This window comes from Pseudobacteroides cellulosolvens ATCC 35603 = DSM 2933 (assembly GCF_001262605.1).
Lineage (GTDB): Bacteria > Bacillota > Clostridia > Acetivibrionales > DSM-2933 > Pseudobacteroides > Pseudobacteroides cellulosolvens.
In genome coordinates, this window is record NZ_LGTC01000001.1 from 3151357 (window position 1) to 3169824 (window position 18468).

Here is an 18468-nt window from a genome sequence, read left to right on the forward strand (position 1 = left end):
TTCTGATTATATTTTACCATAGCTGAACAGCATAGTCGAGGGTTATCTTTTTAACAAAGTCTATATATTAATTAACCAAAACAGACTTTTTCTCGGTCAAACCCTTAAGGTCGTTTGCTTTAATCATGCTGTTTGATAGAGTATAGAGTGTGTCACCTATATACAAAATCCTCTGAACACTTTTTTCATGATTAAAGTCATATTGGCCTGATTTTAGCGTGTCCTCATCACTCATATGAGTTATCTTGCCTTTAAGTGTAAAACCCTTTACAAGATCAATATTATAAACATAGGCTCCCTGGAAATATGCAGAACCATATTCTACAACTCCATTCATCTTCTGTGTATTCTTATTTTGGATCTTCATTTCATTTACAGGAAATGCAATCAGGTTCTTTTCTTTGGAGAAAAGCAGTGCCTTATGGTTTCTTAGAAGTTCTGAATCAGTTCCCCTATCCCCTATTATCTCCTGGAATTTTTGGACAGGATTACTTACATCGGTTACATCAAAAAGTGCTATTTTCATCCCCTGATAATATGCATTGCTTCCATAAACTTCAGTATCTTTTCCAAAACCTATAATATGGTTTTCATCATAAGGATGTAAATAATCGCTGTATCCTGGTATTTTTAAGGCACCGAGAATCTTTGGTGAAGCCGGGTCCTTCAAATCAATAACAAAAAACGGGTCTACCTTCTTAAAGGTTACCATATAGCATCTGTCTCCCATAAACCTAGTGGAGTAAATTCTTTCTCCAGGTGCTATATTTTCAATCTTACCTTTCAGATTTAATATGTCGTCAAGAATATAAACATTATTTTTTGACGAGCCTCCAAACTCACTTCCTATAGTGGTAGCTATTCGAAAGTACCCGCCGTTTTCATCCATAGAAAATTGGTTAAGTATTCTTCCAGGTACCGTTCCTTCTTTCAAATAAGTAATTTGACTGTTATTTAAAGAGAATTTATACACTTTTGTTGTCTGTCCCATAGATCCGTTAGGCACAACTGCAGGCGATACTCTGAGTTTCTTTGAGTCGGCTAATTCAGCTCTATAAGCCGAATTACTTGTGATAGAAACATACAAGTTATCCAGAGAGGAATATATATTTTGTCCTGCACCAAGGTATGTTCCAACTTTGGCGGGTTCATCCATTTTATCAAGGTTAATTCCGCTTATAACCATAAAATTATTGCCTGAAGAGTTTGGAAAATAACGTATATCAGAGTACTGAACACTCACCTTTTTACCCTTTAAAGCAGTATCACTGTAGCATGGAGTTATTTTTTCATCCTTGGAATCGCTATACACATAAACATACTTGTTTGAAACCAGATATACTGATGCTCCGATTTTGCGTGACGAAACATATCCTCCGTCAATTTCAAATTCACGAACCTTTTTTATATTTCTCTTGTCTAAAATGTCGTACACAATTACTTTAGTACCATTAGCAGCAGGCTTATAATCATATCGCTCATCATAAACTTCGTTCCCTGAATTTGAGGAGGACGCAACAACTGTCATATACTTTTTATCAATGTAAAGCTCAATGGGATATGCCTTCTCACTGGTAAAGCTTATAGAACTCATGACTTCCATATCCTCTCCGGGATAAGCTTTAACAACCACTATCCTGCCTTTATTGACCTGATATATGTATTCACCGTCTGTTTTTACAATATCTGCTTCGTCTACACCCTGAACTTGTACATTGGTAGTAGAATAATCACCCTTTGCTTCGGCCTTGGCATTTTCTTTAACAGCTTGTGTCCATGTAGGTGCATTTATACTCTTTTCAACTGAATCTGTAGTGATCTCAATACTAGATCTTTTTCTTTTAATAATATTGTTATTTATATCGGACTTTAAAATACTTTTTAGTTTTTCGAAGGAACCAACAACCGGAAGATTATTAACCTTGGCTATTATACTGTCTATTTCACTCTTTTCTTCTGTAATATTGTACATATTATCCTTGCTGCCTATAATAATAAGTCCTCTATCATAAAAAACTTCCTTTTCAAATGCCTCAGCCAGCTTTCTTAGCGGTATGTAGGTTCTGCCCTCTGTTATTTCAGGCGGCACATCTATGGAAACAGCTTTACCGCTAATGTTCATAGCGGCTTTTCCAATTTCCATATTTACATTTCTTCCGCCTATCGATAAATTTATTGTTGAAGTTTTCTCATTCCAATCAACTTTTGCACCAAAGCTTTCTGCAATAAACCTGACCGGCACAAGGGTTCTTCCATCTTTTACGAAGGGTTTGACATCTTCACTTTCCTTGTCCACCTGTTTTTCAACATTGTTTACAAGTGCCTGTGTGCTCCCCACATAAAGAACCACTGCACCTTTTGTATTATGTTTTTTTACTGATGCAGTACTGCCTGAAGTATTATCGTTGTTAGCAGCGAGAACCTTTTGTGCTGAATTATTTGTACTTTCATTTCCAGCCTTAATTATTGTTATTGGGACTATTACTGAAATAACTGCCAAAGATATCAGGGCCAATTTAGTACTCTTTCTCATTTTATTATCCCTCCAGGTTTATAAAGTTATTTGCTCCGCCAAATGTAAGATTTATTAACACTTTTAATATTTTATTAAAAGTGCTAAATCTAGTACATTTGTCTGTCGCAAATCCCGCTAAACCGTTCGTTATTTGCTCCGCCAAATGTAAGATTTATTAACACTTTTAATATTTATAAGACGACAATGTTAATGAAAAAGTTCCAAAATTTTAAAAACACTTAAGACCTAGTGATCTAAAGTGTTTTCAAAAATTCATTTATTTATAATAAAAACATTGCGAAGTAAAAGGTTATTCATCATTTATTTTTCTCATAAATAATTCTAAGCCCTTCAAGGGTGAGATGACCATTTATCTCGTCGATAGTTTCTGATTCACTGGCTATAAGCCTTGCCAAGCCTCCTGTTGCAACCACCTTAATATTATCCTCTTTCATTTCCTTCTTCATTCTTTTTACTATGTAGTCAACCTGGCCTATATAGCCATATATAATGCCTGACTGCATATTACCGATGGTAGTCCTTCCAATTACACTTTCAGGCTTTACCAGATCAATCCTTGGAAGTTTTGCTGCCTTTTGAAAAAGTGCTTCCAAGGATACCTTTATACCAGGGCATATAACTCCCCCAAGATAATCAGCTTTTGAGTTTATTGCACAAAAAGTAGTCGCAGTACCAAAATCAACAACAATTACCGGCCCGCCATATGTCTCAATGGCAGCAACTGCATTGACTATCCTGTCTGCTCCAACCTCCCTCGGATTCTCATACTTAATGTTAATCCCCGTCTTTATCCCAGGTCCCACCAAGATTGGATCCTTTTTGAGATATTTCCTTATTGCATGTTCCAATGTGTACATTATTGGGGGTACTACGGAGGCAATAATAACAGCTTCAATATTACTGGTATCAATCTTGTCATTGCTGAAAAGACTCATCATAAACATACCGTATTCATCCGCCGTCTTTTCTCTATTTGTTCCCAGCCTCCAGTGGTTCAAAAGTTTCTTTCCATCATACGCCCCTAATACTATATTGGTGTTACCAACATCCATAACTAAAATCAATTACGACATCCCCTAACTTATACCTGTAATCCTAACTCTATATTCCCAGCCTAAGGCTTCTTATTTCCTTAATCTCCAGCTCAATTTCCTTTTCTATTCTAGCAATATCTGCCTTTATATCTTCAGCCGTTTCTTCCAGTCTTACTTTGGATGCAAAATTAGATGTACTGGAAGAATATCCTCCGTGATTACTTGAATTTTGATTTGAGGAATAAGAATTCCCATAGCTGTTGTTATTCCTATTCTGGTAATTATGTCTTTGGGAATTATCCTTATGATAACCCCTGCTATAATTGTTCTCCTTATGTACACCGTGTTCCCTGGGTTCTCTCGGTTCCCGATGTTCCCTGTTTTCACGTTGTTCCTTATTTTCACGCTGGTCTCTATTGTCACGTTGTTCTCTGTTGTCACGCTGGTCTCTGTTGTCACGCTGTTCCCTGTTGTCACGTTGCTCTCTATTGTCACGTTGCTCTCTGTTATCACGTTGTTCTCTTTGTCCTCTGTTTCCTTGCTGCTGATTTCCACCAGTATTATTTGCCTTTTGTTGAAAATCCTGCTTCTTAACCATTTAAAATTGCCTCCTAGACATTAGTTTATATTTGTGTATTCTTCCTATAGCTTCCCGCCAAGCAGTTTACATGCATTTTCACCTAAAATGGCACTTTCCGCCTTTGTACCCAACTTTAGATTTCTAAGTTTATCAATTTCTTCACTTTGATCGGTCCAGGGAGAATCTGTAGCAAAAAGTACCTTTTCGTATCCATGATTAAGTATTATTCTCTTTGCCTGATCATCACTTATACATCCTAAGCTATATGACGTATCAAAATAAATATCGGTACCCACAAGATACTTTTCTACATCATCCCAATATGCAAAACTTCCCATATGAGCTGCAATAATTTTTGCTCCATTAAAGTCACAAACCAGTTTATAGAGCCTATCAGGAGTACAATGATAAGGTTCGGGAAGTCCTATATCCCGTCCTGCATGAAATACCAGTACAAGTCCTAACGAAAACATATACTCATAAATTGGATACATTCTTTTATCATCTATATAAAAAAGCTGATAATCAGGATGAAGCTTAATTCCTTTGAGTCCTAAATCCTTTATTCGCTTTAACTCTTTCTTCCATTCAGTATGGTCAGGATGAATACTGCCAAAGGCAATTATACCATCACCACATATAGATGCAGCCCAATTATTGATAACTTCAGTCTGAGAAGGTTTGGTTGCAATAGGCAGCAAAACCGAATAATCGACACCTGCCTTTTTCATTGAATCCCTTACCCCTTGAACCGTACCATCAACCCTAGGGGGTATGCCAGGCTGTCCGAAAATTAAATTTTTAGATATTTTACAACATTATGCAATTTTAAATATAGAATAATGATTGGAATCTGGAAAGTTTGAAAAATAACACTTATTAAATTACCCTACATTCACCTAAATCATCTTAAATTGAAGCGACTATTTCCTTTGTTCCTTTGATGTTTATTAACCTTTTCATATTATAACAAAAGAAAGCTAGGCCTGTTTCGCCTGAAACAAGCTTTTTGCCACGAAGTAAGAAATATTCAAAATTCATAACTCTTTTTAGTGTTCCAAATGGATGTTCCACAATCATTTGTCTTTTTTTGTACTTAGCACCATTAGCATTAAATCGTTCTATAGCATTTTCAACTATCTCTTCCTTTGGGTTGCGTTCAATGTGACGACCATATTTTGATGTTGTGCATTTATCCCGATATGGGCAATTTTGGCACTCTTCATAATTATAATAAATTTTCATCTTTACATCTTCACTTTTTGAACGCATATATAATTTTTTCCCAGCCGGGCAAATGTACATGTCATTATCCTTGTCATATATAAACTTTTCTTTTATATATCCAGAATCGATATTTGGTGTTACTACTTTTTGTTTTGGAACATATGGCACAATTCCGTTTTCTTCACACTTTATAATATCTTCACTTTTAAAATATGCTTTATCTGCTAATACTTCTATACTGTCAACTCCCAATTTCTCCTTTGCATTTTTAGCTACATCATATAACAACCCTTGATCAACTGCATCATTTCTCACTTCATAATCTATTATTAATTTGTTTTTCTCATCTACTGCTGTTTGTACATTGTAGCCAATTATTGTTCCTTTTGTATTACCAGTTTTCATTCTTTTTGCATCAGGATCAGTTAAGCTTATTCCTGAGGTATCGTTAAGCACTTCTTTAAGTTCATTGTAGAGCTCTTTCTTTTCTTCAAGGACTTTAATTCTATCGCTAATTTCTTTTGTTGCTTCTTTACAATCATTTTCTTCCAATGCTTTTAAATATTCCTTTAACTTTTCCTCTGTCAACTCTTCCATGAATTTAAGTTTCTTTAAAGTATAATATTTACTCTTGGCCGCATCTGCTCTTATTTTAGTCCCATCTATAGCAATTAATTCTTTTCCTATTAGGTTAAAATCATTACATATATTAATAAGGTTTTTAAATAGATTATCAAAACAGTCAATATGTTCTTTACGAAAATCAGATATTACTGAATGTTTTGGTTGTACTCCTTTCAATAACCATTTAACTTCCAAATTTATTTTTGCTTGTTTTTCTAGCTTTCTAGAACTTCTTATACCATTGAAATATCCATATACATACAGTTTAATTAAATCCATTGGTGAATACATTGATCTTCCAGAATTCTCATTATTCCCTTCTTTAAATCCCAGATCTTTAATATCCATTGATTCAATTAATGCATCAATTGCCCTAACTTCACTTTCTTCATCTATATGGTCTTCTAGGCTACTTAGCTCAACCTGTTTTCTACTAATGCCTTTTACATAATTCATAATTTTATAAACCTCAAAATTATTATTTGTTATATTATATCATATATGTTAATATAATGCATGATTTTCGGACAGCCTGATGCCGGCACGCTGTGACAGAGTATTTACAGCCTTGTTAGCAAGTTCATCATTGAAACAATGCACATGAAAATCTACAATCATATATAAACTCCCGTATTTCTAAAGGTATCCAAGAATGCCTCTGACCGAGACCTCTCCAGAAAACACATCACGTGTGCATCCATCATCACATTTAACTACAAGCCGCCCATCATCTCTAATATCTAGGGCAGTTCCGGTGTAGGTATCATTTTTATATATGACCCTGACCTGTTTGCCTAATGTGGCGGAATAGAGTTTCCATTCGTCAATTATGTCTTTAACGGCACCTTTTTTTATTTTATTATATATTTGCTCCAATTCATATAACAATTTTTTAATTATATCACTTCTTCTAAATAATTTCACATTTTTTTTATCGTTCATTCCTGAATAAACGGCTAAAGACGTTGCAATGCTTTTAATTTCATCCGGAAAGTCAAGAATAGTATGATTCACATTGATACCTATGCCAAGAATCAGGAAATTTACCATTTCAACCTCTGAGTTCATTTCAGTCAAAATACCGCATACTTTTTTACCATCACATATAATATCATTTGGCCACTTAATTCCAGCCCTGATGCCCGTTACATCATAAATAGCCTTTATTGCAGCAACTGAAGCACCTAAAGTAATTATCTGGACTTCTTCAGGACTGATTTGAGGCCTCAGCACTACAGACATCCATATACCTTTTCCTGCCATAGACGACCAGTTTCTTCCCAACCTACCCCGTCCTGCGGTCTGGGCATCGGCAATAACAACAGTTCCATCCTCGGCACCTTCCAATGCAATTTTCCTTGCATAAAGATTGGTTGAATCAACTTCTTTTATGTAAACTATTTTATTCCCAATTAAGTCCGTTTGTAAGCCATTTTTCACTTCAAATTCATTTAGTATGTCGGATGAATCTATTAGCCTGTAGCCCTTCCTTGTAACCGATTCTATATTATAACCGGCTTCCTTCAGGGAATTTATGTGCTTCCATATGGAAGTCCTCGTTACTCCAAGATGTTCACTTAAACTCTCACCAGAAACATAGTTTTCATTATTCTGCTTTAAAATTTCAAGAACCTTTTGTTCCAACATTCACTGACCTCTTTTAATATTTTGTTAAATCGGGTATTTTGATAGAAATGCTTTTACCCTTATCCTTATCCACTACAATTGCAATCTTATTGCCACCATCAACAATCATTTCAAAATTCTTCTGCTCTGCAAGCTTTGAATAAAAACTGTAAAGAAGTACATCCTGAAAATCCCCATGTTCTTCCTTATATGACTCAATAATATTATTTATATAAAGCTCTTCGGAATTGTCATATAGTATGGGTGAATCAAGCCTCTTATCCAAAATACTTATTTGTTCGGGCATAATAGTCGATGAAACCAAACACTCGGGCAGCCTGAAAGAGCCGAATATATAGTCTTTGAGCGGCGTAATAGATCTATTGTAAATCTCCATGGCATCTTTTGAGCCGGCCCCTACGATATGCATGTATTTGTCTGCCACATAACACAGTTTTGAAGGCAGGTCAAACTTAAGGCACTTATACTCTGAAGACTTGTATTTATCCAAATCATCCTTTGGATTTAACAAGGTTGATATACATTTCTTCTCTTCTCCATCAATCATAACAACCTTTTCATAGTGTTCAGACAGCTTTAAACCGCAATCTACAGCACTTTCAGCCAACTCAGATCTAATATAAAAATAAACCTCCATTATTCACTCACCTTACCTCTATACAGTTTTACTCCATTTTTATCGTCACAGCTATCTATTAGCTTAATTATATCCTTGCCCATAAGAATTCTGTCCTCAAATATCTCCTCAAGGGGAATTAGCACAAACCCCCTTTGAGTCATCCTTGGATGAGGGATTGTAAGATCTGGTAAATCCATCTTCAAATCTTCATATAAAAGTATGTCAATATCGATAGTCCTGGGGCCCCAGTGAATATCCCTGGTCCTTCCAAGCTGATTTTCTATTTCCTGAAACTTTGCTAAAAGCTCAAGGGGAGACCACATTGTCATAACCATTGCAGCAGCATTCAAGAACCTTCCCTGATCCAAATAACCTACAGGCTCGGTCTCATATAGTGATGAACACTTAATCACATGCGTTCCTTCCAACTTACCGATTTGCTCAATAGCATTCTCTATATTTTTTTCCCTGTCTCCTAAATTTGAGCCTAAAGCAACATATACAGTATTATCCATTCCTACTCCTTACAATCTGCACTCCAACCCAATCAAATTCGCCATCAATAGGTGCCTCAGGTTTTTTAACGGTGACAGATACCTTATCTATTTCCTTATATGTCGACATTATTTCCCTGGAAATATGTTCAGCTAATTTTTCAACCAGTCGAAATTTGTTTGATTCTGTTATTTCTTTAATAATACCATATACCTTCCCATAATCCACAGTGTCTTTTATATCGTCTGAATTTCCGGCTTTATGTAGGCCCAAATACATTTCCAAATCTATTATAAAATTCTGCCCATCTTCCTGCTCCTCTGGCAGAACACCGTGATATCCATAAAATCTAAGGTTTTTCATAATAATTTTATCCATAGAAAAAAAGACTACCTCCTAATAATTGCATCCGCCATCCTGGCTGTTCTTGCCATTTCCTTCACATCATGCACTCTCACAATATCCGCCCCGTAGGCAATTCCTATGGCAACTGTTGCACCTGTACCCTCAACCCTATCATCTACAGGCAAATCCAGAATATTTCCTATAAACCCCTTCCTTGAAGTTCCAAGAAGAATTGGCAGTTGTAAAGCACCGAGCTGTTCTAAATCTTTAATAACCTGAAGGTTATGCTCAAAGGTTTTACCAAAACCTATACCCGGATCTATTGCCATGGAATCCCTTTTAATGCCGGCTTTCTGTGCAATCTTTATACTTCTTTGCAAAAAATCTATAATATCCGCCATAAGGTTAGTATATTCCTTGTTTTGCCTGTTATGCATCATTACTATGCCTGCACCATACTCCGAAACAACAGATGCCATATTTTCATCCACTTGGAGTCCCCATATATCGTTTACAATATGTGCACCTGCCCTTAGTGCTTCCTTTGCAACCATTGCCTTGGATGTATCTATTGATATGGGAATATCAAACTCTCTGCTAAGCCTCTCAATTATGGGCACTACCCGCCTGATCTCCTCAATGGGCTCAACAGGTTGAAAACCCGGCCTTGTAGATTCTCCTCCAACATCTATAATATCTGCACCGTTTACTATCATTTCCCTTGCTCTATTTATGGCATCATCAACGTCATAATACTTGCCTCCATCGGAAAAAGAGTCAGGAGTTATGTTAAGTATACCCATTATATATGTTTTCTTACCAATGGCAAGGCTTTTATCCCTGCAAATGAAAACTTCCGTCTTGTTCATTTATTCCCTGCCCCTAACTTCTTAAACTTTTATCTAATATTTTATACATATCTTCCTCAGTGACGGTACGTAGATTCTTTAATGTACTCTTCTGCTTCATAGCCAGGGAAGAATACTTTTTCAATTCTTCCTGTGAAAAATTAATATCATTACTGATAAGCCTTCTCATAGTCTTTTCAAATTCATCAATGCTTATTAATTTTAATGCTTTTAAAACAGATTCAACCCTGTCCTGTGCCACTTGGTAATTATATCTTAGATATTCTGGCAGCAATAAACCGTTGGCTTTTCCATGAGGAATATCCTTAAAATATGTCAATGAATAACCCATACCGTGGGCAATAGTTGTACCTGTCTGAGCAATTGTAAGACCTGCAAGCATTGACGCATATAAAAGCTTTTCTCTTGTATCATAGTCAAACCTCTCTTCACACAGGTTTTCCAGACATGTGCCGAAAATATTCAGTGATTCCAATGCAAAAATATCGCTCATGGGACTTGCAGTTCTATTAAGATAACCTTCTATAGCGTGGGACATTGCGTCTATAGCAGTATTTACTGCAATATCCCTTTTCATGCTTTCAGTATATTTTGCATCAAGGAATGCGACCTTTGGAAATACATCTTCATGAACAAAACTCATCTTTGTCTCATACTCTGGAATTGTGAGTATTGAAGCCGCTGTAACTTCGCTTCCTGTTCCTGCAGTGGTAGGTATCGCAGCAATTGGTAAGGGCTTTATGGTAAATTCATTTTTTAACAGCTGTATGGGCTCTATGTCGTTTACAGCTAATATTGCTATTGCTTTTGCCGCATCTAAAGGTGATCCGCCGCCAATACCAATTATAAAATCAGCACCTGACATTCTGCAGGATGTGCCTCCATCCTTTACATTATGCAGTGAAGGATTGTTCTCAATTTTATCAAATATTTCGAATTTTATTTCTGCCTCATTAAGAATGTTTATTATATCCGAGAGGGCACCGCTTTTATGACCGGATGCCTTACCTGTCACAATAAAAGCTTTTTTACCCAGCTTAATAATCTCATTTTTATTCTCAAACAGGCAATTTGAGCCACAAAATACCTTAGTGCCGGATTGAAATTTAAATTTGTTCATGTAATTCATCCTTTCAGGTGTATATTAAATCTATATTTATTGGAAAGATTAGTATCTCATTTTCATATAGGAATATTATATATTTCAAGCGGGTATAAGACAATGGGGTATTGATATTTTCAGCATAATTAATCTGATTGCTGCCGCTTGACGAAGAATCTATGGAACAAAAACAGGAAGAGAATACGATTATTGCTTCACCGTATCTTCTTCCTGTCAGTTAGACAAGATCCCAAATCTTCTTATTGAAAATTTTTAATCCTTTCCAAATTAACCCTTGCTTCAGGGGCATGCTGCAGCACCCCCTCAACTGTTTCACAGCTGAATTGGCTGCACTTTCCACAATTATCAAGTCCTTTATCCAAGGAACATTTCCTTATTTCGCAAACGTTACAATGGCTAAAAAGCACTTCTGACTTACATCCTAAGCAATTAATAGTCTCAGGCTCAATGTTTCCATTAAACATTTTACTCCATTGATCAGCCGTCTGCTTTCTCAATTCATCACTGTTACTTACAGTGGCTTTATAAGCCAGACACTCATCACAATCCAGACCACAACAAGCAATATTTTTTGCCATTTTAGCACCCCTTTTCCAGTATTATCACATTCATTATACCAAACATATGTTTTCTTTGGAAGAGATTTATAAAATTATCGCTCAACATATTTTAATCCACACGCCTGCATGAGGCGTGACGCAATTTTTGCCTCATCACCAATTTATAGCAGTTTCAATCCACACGCCTGCATGAGGCGTGACTAAAAATGGCATGTCTAATTATCAAATATTAGAAGTTTCAATCCACACGCCTGCATGAGGCGTGACCCAGAAGATATACCTGTAATAACAGACTATCCTGGTTTCAATCCACACGCCTGCATGAGGCGTGACTAAACACCTTGTTTGTAACCATTAAGACCTTTACGTTTCAATCCACACGCCTGCATGAGGCGTGACATAGAATTAGCAAAGGAAATGTTAAGGCTTCGGGATGTTTCAATCCACACGCCTGCATGAGGCGTGACCTCCTCCTTATATTGTCCATGTTTGTAAGTTAGTTTCAATCCACACGCCTGCATGAGGCGTGACTTGGATACCATATAGATTTTGGAATACCGTATTTGTTGTTTCAATCCACACGCCTGCATGAGGCGTGACCCGGAATATAAAATCAATCCATGCTTGCCCTTTTGTTTCAATCCACACGCCTGCATGAGGCGTGACGCTTTATTTTCGTCCAACCACACATCAATTTGTGTTTCAATCCACACGCCTGCATGAGGCGTGACTAAACCGCCTCCAAAAGTAGTTCTTAATCTTGATGTTTCAATCCACACGCCTGCATGAGGCGTGACAATCTGGCTCCTTGCTCATTAGCTGTATGTTTAGTTTCAATCCACACGCCTGCATGAGGCGTGACGCAGTTATTGTTGCACATGTTGTGGTTAACCCAAGTTTCAATCCACACGCCTGCATGAGGCGTGACTTGATTACATGGCATGGTCAGCAAAAGATTTTGTTTCAATCCACACGCCTGCATGAGGCGTGACCTTAGCTTTTTGTTATCTTCTTCACTAAAACGGTTTCAATCCACACGCCTGCATGAGGCGTGACAAGGAATGTATATCTAGGCTTGTTAGCCAGTTGGAGTTTCAATCCACACGCCTGCATGAGGCGTGACATCAAAATGAATTTAATATAAGCTATCCGGGAGGAGTTTCAATCCACACGCCTGCATGAGGCGTGACTTGCTGCTATGTATGGCTTCATCCAGTGGAGTGTTTCAATCCACACGCCTGCATGAGGCGTGACTTTGACGGCATAGATGTAAGGTTAATGACCGATGTTTCAATCCACACGCCTGCATGAGGCGTGACAAAACACTGGCCGAAAAGGTTGAAAGAGCAAAAAGTTTCAATCCACACGCCTGCATGAGGCGTGACGGACATTATCGCAGCCCCAAGATAACCATGAATAAGTTTCAATCCACACGCCTGCATGAGGCGTGACAATCAACCTACTATAAGCGACTTTCCTTCTGTTATCGTTTCAATCCACACGCCTGCATGAGGCGTGACCTGGCGGAACTTTCTTCATGGCTGCAGGTACTTTTGTTTCAATCCACACGCCTGCATGAGGCGTGACAATAAAATCACTGATTTTTTCTATCATCTAATGTTTCAATCCACACGCCTGCATGAGGCGTGACGTCGAGTTTTGATTTATATATTCCTTTGTTGTTTCAATCCACACGCCTGCATGAGGCGTGACCCTTTTTCCTCTAAATAATTAATTACTTTTTCAGTTTCAATCCACACGCCTGCATGAGGCGTGACATAAAATCACTGATTTTTTTTCTATCATCTAATGCTTCAATCCACACGCCTGCATGAGGCGTGACGGTATGCTTTGAATGATGAGTGTATAAGATTTAAAGTTTCAATCCACACGCCTGCATGAGGCGTGACATCCTAAATTGTATACAAAGGTATATGTTTTAGGTTTCAATCCACACGCCTGCATGAGGCGTGACCAAGGGAAGTAATAAAGATATTTACAATCCTATTGTTTCAATCCACACGCCTGCATGAGGCGTGACACTCCACGAATACGACTTATCATGTATGTATATTGTTTCAATCCACACGCCTGCATGAGGCGTGACCAATACACTCATATAACCATGCCGTTATACTTATAGTTTCAATCCACACGCCTGCATGAGGCGTGACGGTGATTTAAATACATGGATAAATGCTAAGATTGTTTCAATCCACACGCCTGCATGAGGCGTGACTTTAATGTATTTGGTCGACTTAAATTTGACCTTGAAGTTTCAATCCACACGCCTGCATGAGGCGTGACAAATGACTTATTAGGTGCATATGATGAAGTTTCAGTTTCAATCCACACGCCTGCATGAGGCGTGACGTTGGCTTTATGCTGGTATAGGAAAGGTTAAGGTGTTTCAATCCACACGCCTGCATGAGGCGTGACCAATAGAGTTATAGGTGTTGATATTGCAAAAGGTGTTTCAATCCACACGCCTGCATGAGGCGTGACAGAGGATTGCAAGTAAAGGCGATAATCCAGATACGGTTTCAATCCACACGCCTGCATGAGGCGTGACGTATGTATCCATCTGCTGCAATTGTCATTAACCCAGTTTCAATCCACACGCCTGCATGAGGCGTGACGCACCGTAAACATACAAGCCTTTTATTGCGTCAGTTTCAATCCACACGCCTGCATGAGGCGTGACTTAACACACATCAGGGCAACATTAGCAAGAAATTGTTTCAATCCACACGCCTGCATGAGGCGTGACACATGTTATCAACCTACCTTTCTTAACTTGCAATGTTTCAATCCACACGCCTGCATGAGGCGTGACTGTGGTTTTCAAATAATTTTTTTGACTCTTTCCATGTTTCAATCCACACGCCTGCATGAGGCGTGACTGAGGAACTACAAAGGATAGCAAAAGCTATGCAAGTTTCAATCCACACGCCTGCATGAGGCGTGACAATTTCTTTTATCTCCATACCATTGACTATTAGGGTTTCAATCCACACGCCTGCATGAGGCGTGACTAAGTTATTAGAGATTAATTTGCACACTTATATAGTTTCAATCCACACGCCTGCATGAGGCGTGACTGGGCGTATCACGGAATTACAAAAGCGGATACTTGTTTCAATCCACACGCCTGCATGAGGCGTGACAGAACGAATCAAACTCAAAGGCATCAAGCGAGTTGTTTCAATCCACACGCCTGCATGAGGCGTGACCTTTATATACATATCCAAATGGAACACTTCCCTTTGTTTCAATCCACACGCCTGCATGAGGCGTGACCTTTTATAGTAAGTTTTATTTGTAAAAACTACCTTCTGTTTCAATCCACACGCCTGCATGAGGCGTGACTTAACGGATATCTTTTCTTTGCATTTTCAAAATTGTTTCAATCCACACGCCTGCATGAGGCGTGACCGACTCCATGTCCTCTCTGGCCTTGTCATCCTTGTTTCAATCCACACGCCTGCATGAGGCGTGACGTTCACGTTCATCAGATAGATTTTTACGAATTTATGTTTCAATCCACACGCCTGCATGAGGCGTGACTTATGGTCAAAATTAGCAGTAACAAGTCCTTTGGGTTTCAATCCACACGCCTGCATGAGGCGTGACTTATGAAGTAACTTTGGGTTTTGGAAATACTGTAGTTTCAATCCACACGCCTGCATGAGGCGTGACAAAAAACCATGTTGCACCTTCTTGCAGATTTGTTGTTTCAATCCACACGCCTGCATGAGGCGTGACTGATAGTATATTAGATCAATATAAAAACGTACAAGTTTCAATCCACACGCCTGCATGAGGCGTGACAACTCTCTTTGGTTCACTGCATCTGATTGGGATTATAGTTTCAATCCACACGCCTGCATGAGGCGTGACAATTACACCACCAATTTGACCAAGGAAAAAGTTTGTTTCAATCCACACGCCTGCATGAGGCGTGACTTATTCTGAGCCTATAAATAAGTATTATGATGTTGTTTCAATCCACACGCCTGCATGAGGCGTGACGAAGATAAAATAAAGAAGAATAATACAAGGCTTGTTTCAATCCACACGCCTGCATGAGGCGTGACGAGTGATGAAATAAAACTTGATCCGGAAAAGTTAGGGTTTCAATCCACACGCCTGCATGAGGCGTGACCTTGCTTCGTTTGTATTTCCTGCCAACCCACTTGGTTTCAATCCACACGCCTGCATGAGGCGTGACTCTTCTATCTTCATTTACTACCATATCGCCTGTAGTTTCAATCCACACGCCTGCATGAGGCGTGACTGCGATGGAGTAGGCTGGGTGGTGATTGGATAGTGTTTCAATCCACACGCCTGCATGAGGCGTGACCATTTAATCTCAAAAAATTATTTAGAGATTAATAGTTTCAATCCACACGCCTGCATGAGGCGTGACAAAAGAGGTATATCTTAATAAATAGGCATGGCGGTTTCAATCCACACGCCTGCATGAGGCGTGACGATAATATACATAGGTGATTTAATAAATTATTATGTTGTTTCAATCCACACGCCTGCATGAGGCGTGACTGACTGAATTTTTAAGTGGTTTGAGTGCTGTAGTGTTTCAATCCACACGCCTGCATGAGGCGTGACTAAAAGTAACTTTTTCTTGTTTGTCTACTGAACCTGTTTCAATCCACACGCCTGCATGAGGCGTGACCATTCCCTTCATAACCTCGGCACCTAAGTTCTCGGTTTCAATCCACACGCCTGCATGAGGCGTGACCAACCAGTCAATGGTATGGAGGTCTTATGGTAAAGTTTCAATCCACACGCCTGCATGAGGCGTGACATTGGGATGTGTGCAATTTGTTCCACTGTATAAGGTTTCAATCCACACGCCTGCATGAGGCGTGACTTTGTATATGGAGGATGTATCTGTATCTTTTAATGTTTCAATCCACACGCCTGCATGAGGCGTGACTCTCGAGACTATTAATTGCTTGGTACTGTTCGTGGTTTCAATCCACACGCCTGCATGAGGCGTGACCCACCTTCAACTCAATATCAGGGTACTTTAACCGGTTTCAATCCACACGCCTGCATGAGGCGTGACGAAGAAAACCTCCAGTTAAAGCATGAGCAAGAAGAGTTTCAATCCACACGCCTGCATGAGGCGTGACGCTCCTGCAGCAGGGCAAAGATATCATCATTGATGTTTCAATCCACACGCCTGCATGAGGCGTGACCGATCAAACAAAATTTATAATTGCAGATAGTTGTGTTTCAATCCACACGCCTGCATGAGGCGTGACCCTCTGTCGCTGGGCATTATGTTGGTCTTTATCTGTTTCAATCCACACGCCTGCATGAGGCGTGACAGTACGGCTTTTTATTTTAGGATGATAACTATGGTTTCAATCCACACGCCTGCATGAGGCGTGACAATTGCAGATGATGATTCTTTTGAACAAATCAAAGTTTCAATCCACACGCCTGCATGAGGCGTGACCTGACTATATCGTTGTTTCCGGTGCATATGGAATGGTTTCAATCCACACGCCTGCATGAGGCGTGACTGGACTAGAACCTTGTAGCAAGTGCAATCCACCAGTTTCAATCCACACGCCTGCATGAGGCGTGACTGATATAGCAGATTACAGACACTTTGATGTTACCGGTTTCAATCCACACGCCTGCATGAGGCGTGACTTTGTAATTAACCACTGCAGGTACAAGCACAATTGTTTCAATCCACACGCCTGCATGAGGCGTGACTCAAAGTGGCAGCATGTTTGATGTAGGTCCAAATGTTTCAATCCACACGCCTGCATGAGGCGTGACTCACGGATTGACCACATAAGGGCCTCACCTTCCTGCCAGTTTCAATCCACACGCCTGCATGAGGCGTGACATATTGGTTTCATTTTTTACCTCCAGTAATGCCAGTTTCAATCCACACGCCTGCATGAGGCGTGACGAAGAAAACGCAGGCAATATTATTTAACAGACAAAGTTTCAATCCACACGCCTGCATGAGGCGTGACACATTTGCAGGAGTAAAGGAATGTAAGAATTTTAGTTTCAATCCACACGCCTGCATGAGGCGTGACAGAATAGTACATAGTACTATAGCAGATAAAAAAGAGTAGTTTCAATCCACACGCCTGCATGAGGCGTGACTGTATAAAATGCCTGGGATGTACCCGGCAAGAATCGGTTTCAATCCACACGCCTGCATGAGGCGTGACTATCAACACCAAGGCACTCGTTTACCTTTTGATGTTTCAATCCACACGCCTGCATGAGGCGTGACGAGACTGATTGAGGTATGAAATAATGCGGATTTATACGTTTCAATCCACACGCCTGCATGAGGCGTGACAGGGGGAATTGATTATGACAGTAATATCATTTCAGTTTCAATCCACACGCCTGCATGAGGCGTGACAGTGTGTGCGTTAAAAAATCTATACAAGATTTACGTTTCAATCCACACGCCTGCATGAGGCGTGACCTTGCCTGCTCTTATTTATAAAGGAGGAATATAAATGTTTCAATCCACACGCCTGCATGAGGCGTGACAACACAAACACAAGCGTTTAGTTATCGTCTTAAAGTTTCAATCCACACGCCTGCATGAGGCGTGACCACAGTTGCGATAATTGTAATTCCCAAACTTATTGTTTCAATCCACACGCCTGCATGAGGCGTGACGGGAAAGAATTGTTGCTGAAAACAAAAGACTGTATGTTTCAATCCACACGCCTGCATGAGGCGTGACTTTAACACTGGCATGGTAAGGGCCATCCTGGATAATAAGTTTCAATCCA

The 18468-nt window shown here is 39.2% G+C and carries 12 protein-coding genes and 1 CRISPR repeat array (1 of these 13 only partly in view); all 12 genes read right to left on the reverse strand.

The window, feature by feature from the left end; translation table 11 throughout:
- Positions 1-67: 67 nt before the first annotated feature.
- A complete protein-coding gene (locus Bccel_RS12900) occupies positions 68-2533 on the reverse strand; it encodes a beta-propeller domain-containing protein (RefSeq protein ID WP_036942854.1) in 2466 nt (821 codons plus the stop codon).
- Positions 2534-2832: 299 nt separating this feature from the next.
- Complete coding sequence (locus Bccel_RS12905) at positions 2833-3600, reverse strand: type III pantothenate kinase (protein WP_036942857.1); 768 nt, start codon at positions 3598-3600, stop codon at positions 2833-2835.
- A 37-nt stretch (positions 3601-3637) separates the two neighbouring features.
- On the reverse strand, positions 3638-4168 hold the full coding sequence (locus Bccel_RS12910) for a hypothetical protein (RefSeq protein WP_050753419.1): 531 nt from the start codon (positions 4166-4168) through the stop codon (positions 3638-3640).
- Positions 4169-4212: 44 nt separating this feature from the next.
- Entirely contained in the window at positions 4213-4881 is a 669-nt protein-coding gene (locus tag Bccel_RS12915; RefSeq protein ID WP_081926972.1) for an amidohydrolase family protein, read from the reverse strand.
- Between the two features lie 178 nt (positions 4882-5059).
- A complete protein-coding gene (locus tag Bccel_RS12920) occupies positions 5060-6457 on the reverse strand; it encodes an IS1182 family transposase (protein ID WP_036936122.1) in 1398 nt (465 codons plus the stop codon).
- Positions 6458-6637: 180 nt separating this feature from the next.
- Entirely contained in the window at positions 6638-7648 is a 1011-nt protein-coding gene (locus Bccel_RS12925; protein WP_036945814.1) for a biotin--[acetyl-CoA-carboxylase] ligase, read from the reverse strand.
- Between the two features lie 13 nt (positions 7649-7661).
- The gene (locus tag Bccel_RS12930; protein WP_242853220.1) at positions 7662-8285 is read right to left on the reverse strand and encodes a hypothetical protein; all 624 of its coding nucleotides are present in this window, start codon (positions 8283-8285) and stop codon (positions 7662-7664) included.
- Positions 8285-8782 (reverse strand): 2-amino-4-hydroxy-6-hydroxymethyldihydropteridine diphosphokinase, encoded by a 498-nt coding sequence (gene folK / locus Bccel_RS12935; protein ID WP_036945821.1) that lies wholly within the window; start codon positions 8780-8782, stop codon positions 8285-8287. Before folK ends, Bccel_RS12930 begins: the two co-directional genes overlap by 1 nt.
- Positions 8775-9140, reverse strand: coding sequence for a dihydroneopterin aldolase (gene folB, locus Bccel_RS12940; protein WP_036945823.1), 366 nt, complete (start codon positions 9138-9140; stop codon positions 8775-8777). The genes folK and folB overlap by 8 nt, the downstream gene beginning before the upstream one ends.
- An 11-nt stretch (positions 9141-9151) precedes the next feature.
- Entirely contained in the window at positions 9152-9976 is an 825-nt protein-coding gene (gene folP / locus Bccel_RS12945; RefSeq protein WP_036945825.1) for a dihydropteroate synthase, read from the reverse strand.
- Positions 9977-9989: 13 nt separating this feature from the next.
- Complete coding sequence (locus tag Bccel_RS12950) at positions 9990-11096, reverse strand: iron-containing alcohol dehydrogenase family protein (protein ID WP_036945827.1); 1107 nt, start codon at positions 11094-11096, stop codon at positions 9990-9992.
- 242 nt (positions 11097-11338) lie between these two features.
- Entirely contained in the window at positions 11339-11677 is a 339-nt protein-coding gene (locus Bccel_RS12955; RefSeq protein ID WP_036945829.1) for a DUF3795 domain-containing protein, read from the reverse strand.
- An 88-nt stretch (positions 11678-11765) separates the two neighbouring features.
- Positions 11766-18468: a CRISPR direct-repeat array (repeat unit 32 nt; unit sequence GTTTCAATCCACACGCCTGCATGAGGCGTGAC); it runs 1416 nt beyond the window's last position.

Bases quoted from the DNA above. Each gene is read 5' to 3' on its own strand.
- Bccel_RS12900 (WP_036942854.1), bottom strand. From the start codon at position 2,533: ATGAGAAAGAGTACTAAATTGGCCCTGATATCTTTGGCAGTTATTTCA.
- Bccel_RS12910 (WP_050753419.1), bottom strand. From the start codon at position 4,168: ATGGTTAAGAAGCAGGATTTTCAACAAAAGGCAAATAATACTGGTGGA.
- Bccel_RS12915 (WP_081926972.1), bottom strand. From the start codon at position 4,881: ATGAAAAAGGCAGGTGTCGATTATTCGGTTTTGCTGCCTATTGCAACC.
- Bccel_RS12920 (WP_036936122.1), bottom strand. From the start codon at position 6,457: ATGAATTATGTAAAAGGCATTAGTAGAAAACAGGTTGAGCTAAGTAGC.
- Bccel_RS12925 (WP_036945814.1), bottom strand. From the start codon at position 7,648: ATGTTGGAACAAAAGGTTCTTGAAATTTTAAAGCAGAATAATGAAAAC.
- Bccel_RS12930 (WP_242853220.1), bottom strand. From the start codon at position 8,285: ATGGAGGTTTATTTTTATATTAGATCTGAGTTGGCTGAAAGTGCTGTA.
- folK (WP_036945821.1), bottom strand. From the start codon at position 8,782: ATGGATAATACTGTATATGTTGCTTTAGGCTCAAATTTAGGAGACAGG.
- folB (WP_036945823.1), bottom strand. From the start codon at position 9,140: ATGGATAAAATTATTATGAAAAACCTTAGATTTTATGGATATCACGGT.
- folP (WP_036945825.1), bottom strand. From the start codon at position 9,976: ATGAACAAGACGGAAGTTTTCATTTGCAGGGATAAAAGCCTTGCCATT.
- Bccel_RS12950 (WP_036945827.1), bottom strand. From the start codon at position 11,096: ATGAACAAATTTAAATTTCAATCCGGCACTAAGGTATTTTGTGGCTCA.
- Bccel_RS12955 (WP_036945829.1), bottom strand. From the start codon at position 11,677: ATGGCAAAAAATATTGCTTGTTGTGGTCTGGATTGTGATGAGTGTCTG.